This is a genomic window from Pseudomonas sp. H26/SER47-MNA-CIBAN-0231 (genome assembly GCF_040310465.1).
GTDB classification, from domain to species: domain Bacteria; phylum Pseudomonadota; class Gammaproteobacteria; order Pseudomonadales; family Pseudomonadaceae; genus Aquipseudomonas; species Aquipseudomonas atacamensis.
Genome location: NZ_JBEOPW010000006.1, coordinates 290,908 through 302,474, shown reverse-complemented (window position 1 = coordinate 302,474; position 11,567 = coordinate 290,908). Strand labels below are relative to the sequence as shown.

Annotated in this window: 8 protein-coding genes; 3 read left to right on the top strand and 5 right to left on the bottom strand. The window is 60.4% G+C overall.

Going from position 1 to position 11,567, the window contains the following annotated elements; genetic code table 11:
- The gene (locus AAEZ10_RS12615; protein WP_122508505.1) at positions 1-444 is read left to right on the top strand and encodes an excinuclease; all 444 of its coding nucleotides are present in this window, start codon (positions 1-3) and stop codon (positions 442-444) included.
- Positions 445-653: 209 nt separating this feature from the next.
- On the opposite strand, the gene AAEZ10_RS12610 is transcribed toward AAEZ10_RS12615, so the two are convergent.
- A complete protein-coding gene (locus tag AAEZ10_RS12610) occupies positions 654-938 on the bottom strand; it encodes a type II toxin-antitoxin system PemK/MazF family toxin (RefSeq protein WP_256674702.1) in 285 nt (94 codons plus the stop codon).
- Between the two features lie 284 nt (positions 939-1,222).
- Here AAEZ10_RS12610 and AAEZ10_RS12605 point away from each other — a divergent pair, with 284 nt between their 5' ends.
- Positions 1,223-1,660 (top strand): excinuclease, encoded by a 438-nt coding sequence (locus AAEZ10_RS12605; protein ID WP_076565245.1) that lies wholly within the window; start codon positions 1,223-1,225, stop codon positions 1,658-1,660.
- Positions 1,661-1,763: 103 nt separating this feature from the next.
- Here AAEZ10_RS12605 and AAEZ10_RS12600 read toward each other — a convergent pair whose 3' ends face one another.
- Entirely contained in the window at positions 1,764-2,666 is a 903-nt protein-coding gene (locus AAEZ10_RS12600; RefSeq protein ID WP_076565243.1) for a LysR family transcriptional regulator, read from the bottom strand.
- A gap of 151 nt (positions 2,667-2,817) precedes the next feature.
- Here AAEZ10_RS12600 and AAEZ10_RS12595 point away from each other — a divergent pair, with 151 nt between their 5' ends.
- Entirely contained in the window at positions 2,818-4,059 is a 1,242-nt protein-coding gene (locus AAEZ10_RS12595) for an MFS transporter (protein ID WP_502947690.1), read from the top strand.
- Positions 4,060-4,235: 176 nt separating this feature from the next.
- Here the strand turns inward: AAEZ10_RS12595 and hemE are convergent, their stop codons facing one another.
- The 3 genes from hemE to gltB all read right to left on the bottom strand — a co-directional run bounded on the left by hemE (position 4,236) and on the right by gltB (position 11,453).
- Positions 4,236-5,303 carry a uroporphyrinogen decarboxylase gene (gene hemE / locus AAEZ10_RS12590; RefSeq protein WP_016772044.1) on the bottom strand — a complete coding sequence of 356 codons (1,068 nt, stop codon included), beginning with the start codon at positions 5,301-5,303 and terminating at the stop codon, positions 4,236-4,238.
- A 252-nt stretch (positions 5,304-5,555) separates the two neighbouring features.
- Positions 5,556-6,974, bottom strand: coding sequence for a glutamate synthase small subunit GltD family protein (locus tag AAEZ10_RS12585; RefSeq protein WP_007909438.1), 1,419 nt, complete (start codon positions 6,972-6,974; stop codon positions 5,556-5,558).
- A gap of 33 nt (positions 6,975-7,007) precedes the next feature.
- Positions 7,008-11,453 (bottom strand): glutamate synthase large subunit, encoded by a 4,446-nt coding sequence (gene gltB / locus AAEZ10_RS12580; protein WP_350569412.1) that lies wholly within the window; start codon positions 11,451-11,453, stop codon positions 7,008-7,010.
- Positions 11,454-11,567: the final 114 nt, after the last annotated feature.

Genomic DNA, 11,567 nt, shown 5'->3' with positions numbered 1-11,567 from the left:
ATGCACTTCAAGAAATTCGCCGCCGTTACCCTGCTGCTCTGCGCACTGCCAGCGATCAGCCAAGCCCGCGACACGGCGGTCTACCTGCCATTCGACAAAGCCGTCGCCGAAGCCACCCGCTCGGGCAAGATCGATGGCAGCGTGAAATTCTATCTGGCCGGCAACACCCCGGCCGGCAAAGTCACCGTGGTCAGCCCCGACGCTGTGACCAACAAGAAAACCAACGCCTTCAATAAATCCGATGAAGTCGCCTGCGAGTGGGTCGCCCAATCGGCAATCATCAGCCTGCACCAGGCCGCGAAAAACGCCGGCGCCAATGCCGTGACCAACATCGTCAGCTTCTACAAGCGCAACGAGCGCAAGGACGCGCAAACCTACGAATGCCACGCCGGCGCGATCATGGCGGGCGTTGCGTTGAAGGGTGATCTGGCGAAGGTTCAGTAAACGCCAGAAATGACAAAGGGCGCCGTTTGGCGCCCTTTCACAGACAGGTTGGCTTGTCATCGCCGATTACCTGCCTGGCTCTGCGATGGCTGGTTGCCCAGGATCCTCAGAGTCTCACAAGCCCCTTTCGGGAACGCAGGCAGTATTGCTTGAAATGCATCGGCAGACAACGGCTGGCGTTTCGCCTCTCGGCGCCATATTCAGTGCCATCACAATCCCAGGGCCTGTCTCACTGCGGCTTTGATGGCGCTGAATTCTTCTATTGCGAGATGTGAAATCAGATAGACGCGCCTCCCTCTACGATCTCGACTTTTAATTCGGTCGAGCCGTGAAAGGTTGACCGTCGCCACCATGTCACATTTGGCCCAGCATTTCGGACTGGCGCCTTGTAGATGACTCGCCAGCTCAAGATGGTGATCAAGCAGACGATCAGGCGCTGTAGTACTCAAAGGCACCACAGTTACCAACAGACTATTGCTGCGGTGTTTACGCATAACGACAACAGGCCTGACTTTAACGTCTCAGGCAGTTCATAGCCTCTGAAATCGCAAATCAGCACGCTGCCCTCCTTGGGCTGGTATCGAAGAGGCATCCGTGGCACTCACTGAAAAAGAGGCGATTTTGCGCAAAAATCGAGCGCTATCCTAAGGCAGATCCGTTACGGGAAATGTAGCTCTCTGCAATCCCCTTGCTCCCTTGCACCATCTACACTCGCTTAAGCAGGTCCCGGCTCAGTACCTGCCCTCGCAGTTCCCTTTCACCGTCAAAGGAGATGACCATGCAAGTGAAAGCCCTGATGGCCGCTGCGCTTATCGCCCTGCTGCCCAGTGCCAGCCATGCCACCAACCTCATGTACATGCCTTTCGAAACCGTGCTATCGGACGCCATTCGCGCCGGTCGGCTGGATGGCAGTGTGAAGTTCTACCTGATCGGCAACGGGCCGCAGGGCACTCAGCAGTTGCTGCGCCGAGGGGTGGTCAGTGATTTGAAAACCAACGGCTTCAACAAGAGCGATCAGGCTTCGTGTGAATGGGTGTTGCAGTCGAATCTGATCAAATTGCAGGCTGATGCCAAGCGGGTCGGGGCGAATGCGGTGGTCAACATCGTCAGCTACTACGACCAACGTGTACGCAAGGATTTGAATACCTACGAGTGCCGGGCAGGAGTTTTTGTTACCCGGGTGGCTTTGAAGGGGGATTTGGTGCGGTTGCCCTGAAATCTGTGATGTTTGGGCCGACGCCTTCGCGAGCAGGCTCGCTCCCACCTTGGAATGCGTTTCCCTGTGGGAGCGAGCCTGCTCGCGAAAGCGCCAGCCGCCTTCACACCGTCAGCGGTTCAACCTTGCGCGTAAGCAGTTCGACAAACGCCTTGGCCATCGGCGATTTCTGGTCTTTGCGCTGCACCAGCCACACCGCCGAAATCGCTTCGGGATCGAGCAACGGACGGTAGACCACGCCGTCGATGCGCATGCGTTGGTAGGACGCTGGCAGCACCGATACACCGAGGCCCGCTGCGACCAGGCCGATGATGGTCATCGCCTCACCAGCCTCTTGGGCAAAGTGCGGACTGAAGCCGGCGTCACGGGCCAGACTGAGCAGTTGTGCGTAGAGCCCGCTGCCATAGCTGCGCGGGAAAAACACGAATGGCTCCAGCGCCAGCGCCGATAGAAACAGGCCTTCATCGCTACTTTGGGCCAGTGGATGCTTGGAACTGAGCACCGCCACCAATGGCTCGCGCATCAACTCCACAACACTCAGCGAATCCGGCAATCCGAGCGGGCGCATGATCCCGACTTCGATAGACTCGTCCACCAGAGCATCGGCGACCATGGTGCTGCTCATTTCGCGCAGGTTCAGATGCACCGCCGGAAAGCGCTGACGAAAGGAAAAAATCGCCTGCGGAATGGTCGAGTTGAACGGCGCCGACGAGGTGAAGCCAATCTTCAATTCACCCAGCTCGCCAAGTTGCGCACGGCGGGCGACATCCGCTGCCTTGTCGACTTGCGCCAGCACCAGCCGCGCCTCCTGCAGAAACAGGCGACCGGCCTCGCTCAACTCGACCCGACGATTGGTGCGCTCGAACAAGCGCGCGCCGAGCTGTTGCTCCAGCGCCTGAATCTGCTGGCTCAGTGGTGGCTGGGAGATGCCCAGCACCTGTGCGGCCCGGCCGAAATGCAGTTCTTCGGCGACGGCGATGAAGTAACGCAGATGACGCAGTTCCATAGGATTACCATTAGGTCGCTGAAGCTATCAAACAGGTCGAACAATATATTGGATAGAAACATTAGCCAGCTATATGATTTTTTCATTGCCTGCCCGGCTGTGCTTTCCGAGGTCTGAAGTGAAAACTGCTGTCGCGCCCCTTGCCCACGAAATCCCGCCCGCTGCCGGCGACGATACCCTCGCCGAGCTGCAAGATATCTACATCGAAAAAGGCACGCCGGCATTCATGCGCACGGTGCTGGCGCTGTTCTGTGGCGGCTTTGCGACGTTTGCCCTGCTCTACTGCGTACAACCGATGATGCCGCTGCTGTCCCACGAATACGGGATCAACGCGGCGCAGAGCAGCCTGATCCTCTCGGTGGCAACCGGCATGTTGGCCTTCGGCCTGCTGATCACCGGGCCGATCTCCGACCGCATCGGCCGTAAACCGGTGATGGTCGCGGCGCTGTTCGCTGCCGCGTTGTGCACCATCGCCAGTTCGATGATGCCGAGCTGGCACGGCGTATTGATCATGCGCGCGCTGATCGGCCTGTCATTGAGCGGCCTGGCAGCGGTGGCGATGACCTATCTGAGCGAAGAAATCCATCCACAGCACATCGGCCTGGCGATGGGTTTGTACATCGGCGGCAACGCGATCGGCGGGATGAGCGGACGCTTGATAACCGGCGTGCTGATCGACTTCGTCAGCTGGCACACGGCGATGCTGGTGATTGGCGGTCTGGCGCTGGTCGCAGCGGCGGTGTTCTGGAAGATCCTCCCGGAGTCGCGCAACTTCCGCGCCCGCTCACTGCACCCGCGCAGCCTGCTCGACGGCTTCACCATGCACTTTCGCGACGCCGGTCTGCCGCTGCTGTTTCTTGAAGCGTTCGTGCTGATGGGCGCGTTCGTCACGCTGTTCAACTACATCGGCTACCGCTTGCTGGGCGCGCCGTACAACCTCGATCAGGTATTTGTCGGATTGCTCTCGGTGGTCTACCTGTCGGGGATCTACAGCTCGGCGAAGATCGGTTCGCTGGCGGACAAACTGGGGCGGCGCAGAGTGCTCTGGGCGACCATTGCACTGATGTTCGCCGGACTGGCACTGACCATGTTCACCTCGTTGTTGCTGGTGATCGTCGGCATGCTGGTGTTCACCTTCGGCTTCTTCGCCGCGCACTCGGTGGCGAGCAGCTGGATCGGCCGGCGCGCGTTGACCGCCAAGGGTCAGGCGTCGTCGCTGTATCTGTTCAGTTATTACGCCGGTTCGAGCATTGCCGGGACGGCGGGCGGGGTGTTCTGGCATCTGGGCGGGTGGAACGGGATCGGGTTGTTTATTGGTGCGTTGTTGCTGATTGCCCTGCTGGTGGCGTTGAAGCTGGCGAAGTTGCCGCCGTTGCAGGGTGTCAAAGCCTGACATAAAACCCTGTGGGAGCGAGCCTGCTCGCGAATGCACTGTGTCAGGCAACATCAGTGTTCAATGACACACCGCTTTCGCGAGCAGGCTCGCTCCCACAGTTGATTTGGGTACGACATTAGATCGTGCAAAAGAAAACGCCCGGTATTGGCCGGGCGTTTTTTATTGTGCGCTGATCACTCGTGATACTGCGCCGACAGCTCATGCACCGCACGCAGGAACGCGCCGGCATGTTCTGGATCGACCTCCGGCGTAATGCCGTGGCCAAGGTTGAACACGTGGCCGCTGCCCTTGCCGTAGCTGGCCAGAATGCGCCCGACTTCAGTGCGGATCGCTTCCGGTTTGGCGTAGAGCACCGTCGGGTCCATGTTGCCTTGCAGCGCGACCTTGTCGCCGACGCGGGCACGGGCGTTGCCGATGTCGCAGGTCCAGTCCAGGCCAAGGGCGTCGGCGCCGGCTTCGGCGATGCTTTCCAGCCACAGGCCGCCGTTCTTGGTGAACAGAATCACTGGCACTTTGCGCCCGTCATTCTCGCGGATCAGGCCGCTGACGATTTTCTTCATGTAGGCCAGGGAGAATTCCTGATACGCCGCCGCCGACAGGTTGCCGCCCCAGGTATCGAAGATCTGCACCGCTTGCGCACCGGCCATGATCTGGCCGTTGAGGTACGAAGTCACCGATTGCGCCAGCTTGTCCAGCAACAGGTGCATGGCTTGCGGGTTGTCGTAGAGCATCGCCTTGGTCTTGCGGAAGTCTTTCGACGAGCCGCCTTCAACCATGTAAGTCGCCAGGGTCCACGGACTGCCGGAGAAACCGATCAGCGGCACACGGCCGTTGAGTTCGCGACGAATGGTACTGACCGCGTCCATCACGTAGCCGAGGTCTTTGTGCGGATCCGGGATCGGCAGGGCTTCGATGTCGGCCAGGGTGCTGACAACTTTTTTGAAGCGCGGGCCTTCACCGGTCTCGAAGTACAGACCCTGGCCCATGGCATCGGGAATGGTGAGGATGTCGGAAAACAGGATCGCCGCGTCCAGTTGCGGGTAGCGGTCGAGCGGTTGCAGGGTGACTTCGCAGGCGAACTCCGGATTCATGCACAGGCTCATGAAGTCGCCGGCATGGGCGCGGCTGGCGCGGTACTCCGGCAGGTAGCGACCGGCCTGGCGCATCATCCACACAGGGGTGACGTCAACGGGTTGCTTGAGCAGGGCGCGGAGGAAACGGTCGTTCTTCAGGGCAGTCATGTCGGCATCCGGAAAAAAAGTGCGGGCATTTTCTCAGAGCGCGAGGCAAAAGGCACGGATGTGGGTCAGCCTTTTGTCTATCGGGTCAATTTATTGCGTTGGAATGCGCTATCAGCAACACCGAGAAACAACTGTGGGAGCGAGCCTGCTCGCGAAGAGGCCGGCACATCCAACATTGAAGTTGGCTGACAGACCGCTTTCGCGAGCAGGCTCGCTCCCACAGGAGTATTGCGTTTGGCTCAGGCGCCGGGGTTAGACACCCAGATAATCGAGGATGCCTTCAGCCGCATTGCGCCCTTCAAAGATCGCCGTCACCACCAGGTCGGAACCGCGCACCATGTCGCCACCGGCGAAGATTTTCGGGTTGCTGGTCTGGTGCTTGTACTGACCTTGCTCGGGCGCAACAACGCGGCCCTGGCTGTCGGTCTGGATCTCGAACTGTTCGAACCACGGTGCCGGGCTCGGACGGAAGCCGAAGGCGATGACCACGGCGTCGGCCGGGATGATCTCTTCGGAACCCGGGATCGGCTCGGGGCTGCGACGGCCACGGGCGTCCGGTTCGCCGAGACGGGTCTCGACCACTTTCACGCCTTCGACCTTGTCTTCACCGACGATGGCAATCGGCTGGCGGTTGTAGAGGAATTTCACGCCTTCTTCCTTGGCGTTCTTCACCTCTTTGCGCGAGCCGGGCATGTTCGCTTCGTCACGACGATAAGCGCAGGTCACCGACTTGGCGCCCTGACGGATCGAGGTGCGATTGCAGTCCATCGCCGTGTCGCCGCCGCCGAGCACCACAACCTTCTTGCCTTTCATGTCGACGAAATCTTCCGGCGACTTTTCAAAGCCCAGGTTGCGATTGACGTTGGCGATGAGGAAGTCCAGCGCGTCATAAACGCCTGGCAGGTCCTCACCGGCAAAGCCGCCCTTCATGTAGGTGTAGGTGCCCATGCCCATGAACACCGCATCGTACTCGGCGAGCAGTTGTTCCATGGTCACGTCTTTGCCGACTTCGGTGTTGAGACGGAACTCGATGCCCATGCCGGTGAAGACTTCGCGACGATTGCTCAGCACGGTCTTTTCCAGCTTGAACTCGGGGATGCCGAAGGTCAGCAAGCCGCCGATTTCCGGGTTCTTGTCGAACACCACCGGGGTTACGCCGCCACGCACCAGCACGTCGGCACAACCCAGACCCGCCGGGCCTGCGCCAATGATCGCCACGCGTTTGCCGGTCGGTTTGACCTTGGACATGTCCGGGCGCCAGCCCATGGCGAACGCGGTGTCGGTGATGTACTTCTCGACCGAACCGATGGTCACCGCGCCGAAGCCGTCGTTGAGGGTGCAGGCACCCTCGCACAGACGATCCTGCGGGCACACCCGGCCGCAGACTTCCGGCAGGGTGTTGGTCTGGTGCGACAGCTCGGCGGCCTGAAGGATGTTGCCCTCGGCCACCAATTTGAGCCAGTTTGGAATGAAGTTGTGCACCGGGCACTTCCATTCGCAATACGGGTTGCCGCAACCCAGGCAGCGGTGGGCCTGATCGGCCGACTGCTGGGGTTTGAACGGTTCGTAGATTTCAACGAACTCTTTCTTGCGTTGACGCAACAGTTTCTTCTTCGGATCCTTGCGCCCGACATCGATGAACTGGAAGTCGTTATTCAGACGTTCAGCCATTGTTAAAACCTCATCAAACTCTTCAGGCGCATATCACTGCGGGTTGGCACGAGTGCTGGAAAGCAGGGTTTTCAAGCTGGCAGCCTTGGGCTTGACCAACCAGAAACGCCGCAAGTAATCGTCGAGGTTCTCAGCGAGCTCACGACCCCACTCGCTGTCGGTTTCGGCGACGTACTCGTTCAGCACGTTCTGCAGGTGGCTGCGATAGGCTTCCATCGCCTCGCCGCTGATCCGCTGGATCTCCACCAGTTCGTGATTGACCCGGTCAACGAAGGTGTTGTCCTGATCGAGCACGTAGGCGAAACCACCGGTCATGCCAGAGCCGAAGTTGTAACCGGTCTTGCCCAGCACGCAGACGAAACCACCGGTCATGTACTCGCAGCAGTGATCGCCAGTGCCTTCCACAACCGTGTGGGCACCGGAGTTACGCACGGCGAAACGCTCGCCTGCGGTGCCGGCGGCGAACAACTTGCCGCCAGTGGCGCCGTACAGGCAGGTGTTGCCAATGATGGCGCTTTCCTGAGTCTTGTAGATGCTGCCCTTCGGCGGCACGATGACCAGCTTGCCGCCGGTCATGCCTTTGCCGACGTAGTCGTTGGCGTCGCCTTCCAGGTACATGTTCAGACCGCCGGCGTTCCACACACCGAAGCTCTGCCCGGCCGTGCCTTTGAAACGGAAGGTGATCGGCGCCTTGGCCATGCCCTGGTTGCCGTGCTTGCGCGCGATTTCGCCGGAGATCCGCGCGCCAATCGAACGGTCGCAGTTGCAGATATCCAGCTCAAACTCAGCACCGCTGAGGTCGTTGATCGCCGACGAGGCCAGCTCGACCATCTTCTCCGCCAGCAGACCTTTGTCGAACGGCGGGTTGCGCTCAACGCCGCAGAACTGCGGTTTGTCCGCCGGGATGTGATCGCTGCCCAACAATGGCGTCAGGTCCAGGTGATGCTGCTTGGCGGTCTGGCCTTCGAGGATTTCCAGCAGATCAGTGCGACCGATCAGCTCTTCGAGGGAGCGCACACCCAGTTTGGCCAGCCACTCACGGGTTTCTTCGGCGACGTAGGTGAAGAAATTCACCACCATGTCGACGGTGCCGATGTAGTGATCCTTGCGCAATTTCTCGTTCTGCGTCGCGACGCCAGTGGCGCAGTTGTTCAGATGGCAGATGCGCAGGTATTTGCAGCCCAGTGCGATCATCGGCGCGGTACCGAAGCCGAAGCTCTCGGCGCCAAGGATCGCGGCTTTGATCACGTCGAGGCCGGTTTTCAGGCCACCGTCGGTCTGCACTCGGACTTTGCCGCGCAGGTCGTTGCCGCGCAGGGTCTGGTGGGTTTCAGCCAGGCCGAGTTCCCACGGTGCGCCGGCGTACTTGATCGAGGTCAGCGGCGAAGCACCGGTGCCACCGTCGTAGCCGGAAATGGTGATCAGGTCGGCATAGGCCTTGGCCACACCGGCGGCGATGGTGCCGACGCCCGCTTCTGCTACCAGCTTCACCGAAACCAGCGCCTGCGGGTTGACCTGCTTCAAGTCAAAGATCAACTGCGACAAATCTTCGATCGAATAGATGTCGTGGTGCGGCGGTGGCGAAATCAGGGTCACGCCCGGCACTGCGTAACGCAGCTTGGCGATCAGCCCGTTGACCTTGCCGCCCGGCAGTTGCCCGCCCTCGCCCGGCTTGGCGCCCTGGGCGACCTTGATCTGCAGCACTTCGGCGTTGACCAGGTATTCCGGGGTTACACCGAAACGGCCAGTCGCGACCTGCTTGATTTTCGAACTCTTGATGGTGCCGTAACGCGCCGGATCTTCACCACCTTCGCCGGAGTTGGAACGCGCACCGAGGCGGTTCATGGCTTCGGCCAGGGCTTCGTGAGCTTCCGGCGACAGTGCGCCCAGCGAGATGCCGGCGGAGTCGAAGCGCTTGAGCACCGACTCCAGCGGCTCGACTTCACTGATGTCCAGCGGCGTGTCGAGGGTCTTGACCTTGAACAGGTCGCGAATCATCGACACCGGACGGTTGTCCACCAGCGAGGTGTATTCCTTGAACTTGGCGTAGTCGCCCTGCTGCACAGCGGCTTGCAGGGTGTTGACCACGTCCGGGTTGTAGGCGTGATATTCGCCACCGTGGACGAACTTCAGCAGACCGCCCTGCTGGATCGGCTTGCGCGGACTCCAGGCTTCGATGGCGAGGGCCTTCTGCTCGGCTTCGATGTCGACGAAACGCGCGCCCTTGATCCGGCTCGGCACGCCACGGAAGCTCAGCTCGCAGACTTCTTCAGACAGACCAATGGCCTCGAACAGCTGCGCACCACGGTACGAAGCGATGGTCGAGATACCCATCTTCGACAGGATCTTGAGCAGGCCTTTGGTGATGCCTTTGCGGTAGTTCTTGAACACCTCGTAGAGGTCGCCCAGCACTTCACCGGTACGGATCAGGTCACCCAATACTTCGTAGGCCAGGAACGGATACACCGCCGAGGCGCCGAAACCGATCAGCACCGCGAAGTGATGCGGGTCACGGGCGGTCGCGGTTTCAACGAGGATGTTGGAATCGCAACGCAGGCCTTTTTCGGTCAGACGGTGGTGCACGGCACCGGTCGCCAGGGATGCGTGGATCGGCAGCTTGCCCGGGGCGATATGACGGTCGCTGAGGACGATCTGGGTACGCCCGGCGCGCACGGCTTCTTCAGCCTGATCGGCAACGTTGCGGATCGCCGCTTCGAGGCCGAGGCTTTCGTCGTAGTTGAGGTCGATGATCGCCCGTTCGAAACCCGGACGGTCGAGGTTCATCAGCGAGCGCCATTTGGCCGGCGAGATCACTGGCGAGCTGAGGATCACGCGCGAGGCGTGTTCCGGCGACTCCTGGAAAATGTTGCGCTCGGCACCGAGGCAGATTTCCAGCGACATCACGATCGCTTCACGCAGCGGGTCGATCGGCGGGTTGGTCACCTGCGCGAACTGCTGACGGAAATAGTCGTACGGCGTGCGCACACGCTGGGACAGCACGGCCATCGGCGTGTCGTCGCCCATCGAGCCCACGGCTTCGTAACCTTGCTCGCCGAGCGGACGCAGCACCTGATCACGCTCTTCGAACGTGACCTGATACATCTTCATGTACTGCTTGAGCTGATCGACGTCGTAGAAAGCCGAACCGTGGTCGTTGTCTTCCATGGTCGCCTGAATGCGCAGGGCGTTCTTGCGCAGCCATTGCTTGTACGGATGACGGGATTTCAGACGGTTGTCGATCGCATCGGTATCGAGGATCTGCCCGGTCTCGGTGTCCACAGCGAAGATCTGGCCCGGGCCGACACGACCCTTGGCGAGCACGTCTTCAGGCTGGTAGTTCCACACGCCGATTTCCGAGGCGAGGGTGATGAAACCATTCTTGGTGGTGACCCAGCGCGCCGGACGCAGACCGTTACGGTCGAGCAGGCACACCGCGTAGCGACCGTCGGTCATTACCACGCCGGCCGGGCCGTCCCACGGCTCCATGTGCATCGAGTTGTACTCGTAGAACGCACGCAGATCCGGATCCATGGTTTCGACGTTCTGCCACGCAGGCGGAATGATCATCCGCACGCCACGGAACAGGTCGATGCCACCGGTGACCATCAGTTCGAGCATGTTGTCCATGCTCGAGGAGTCGGACCCGACACGGTTGACCAGCGGGCCGAGTTCTTCCAGATCCATCAGATCGTTGGTGAACTTGGTCCGACGGGCCTGCGCCCAGTTGCGGTTACCGGTGATGGTGTTGATTTCGCCGTTGTGGGCGAGGAAGCGGAACGGCTGCGCCAGCGGCCATTTCGGCAGGGTGTTGGTAGAGAAGCGCTGGTGGAACACGCAGATCGCGGTTTGCAGGCGCTCGTCACTCAGGTCCGGATAGAACGCGGCCAGGTCGGCCGGCATCATCAGGCCTTTATAGATGATGGTCTTGTGCGAAAAGCTGCAGATGTAGTGGTCGGTGTCAGCGGCGTTGGCCACCGACGACCGGCGACGGGCGCTGAACAGCTTCACGGCCATGTCCTGATCGCTCAGGCCTTCGCCGCCGATGTAGACCTGCTCGATCTGCGGCAGGCGCTCAAGGGCCAGGCGGCCGAGGACGCTGGTGTCGATCGGCACTTTGCGCCAGCCGATCAGTTGCAGGCCTTCGGCGAGGATCTCGCGATTCATGTTCTCGCGAGCGGCTTCGGCCTTGGCCGGATCCTGATTGAAGAACACCATGCCCACGGCATATTGCTTGGGCATTTCGACGCCGAAGCTTTCCTGGGCAATGGCTCGCAGGAAGGCGTCGGGTTTTTGAATCAGCAGACCGCAACCGTCACCGGTCTTGCCGTCGGCATTAATCCCACCGCGGTGGGTCATGCAGGTCAGGGCCTCGATGGCCGTTTGCAAAAGGGTATGACTGGGCTCGCCCTGCATATGAGCTATCAGGCCGAAACCGCAGTTATCCTTGAATTCATCTGGTTGGTACAGACCTGCTTTCATAGACACTTTCTCACCAGGCTGCCTCTATTCGAGGCAAATTTCTTTTCAATTCAACCACTTGCGTTCCGCGCCGAACGTACGCCGGCTTAGCGGGGGCAAAAGGGTGGTCATTGT

Coding starts and splice junctions, on each gene's coding strand:
- AAEZ10_RS12615 (WP_122508505.1), top strand. CDS start 1: ATGCACTTCAAGAAATTCGCCGCCGTTACCCTGCTGCTCTGCGCACTG.
- AAEZ10_RS12585 (WP_007909438.1), bottom strand. CDS start 6,974: ATGGCTGAACGTCTGAATAACGACTTCCAGTTCATCGATGTCGGGCGC.
- AAEZ10_RS12600 (WP_076565243.1), bottom strand. CDS start 2,666: ATGGAACTGCGTCATCTGCGTTACTTCATCGCCGTCGCCGAAGAACTG.
- hemE (WP_016772044.1), bottom strand. CDS start 5,303: ATGACTGCCCTGAAGAACGACCGTTTCCTCCGCGCCCTGCTCAAGCAA.
- AAEZ10_RS12605 (WP_076565245.1), top strand. CDS start 1,223: ATGCAAGTGAAAGCCCTGATGGCCGCTGCGCTTATCGCCCTGCTGCCC.
- gltB (WP_350569412.1), bottom strand. CDS start 11,453: ATGAAAGCAGGTCTGTACCAACCAGATGAATTCAAGGATAACTGCGGT.
- AAEZ10_RS12610 (WP_256674702.1), bottom strand. CDS start 938: ATGCGTAAACACCGCAGCAATAGTCTGTTGGTAACTGTGGTGCCTTTG.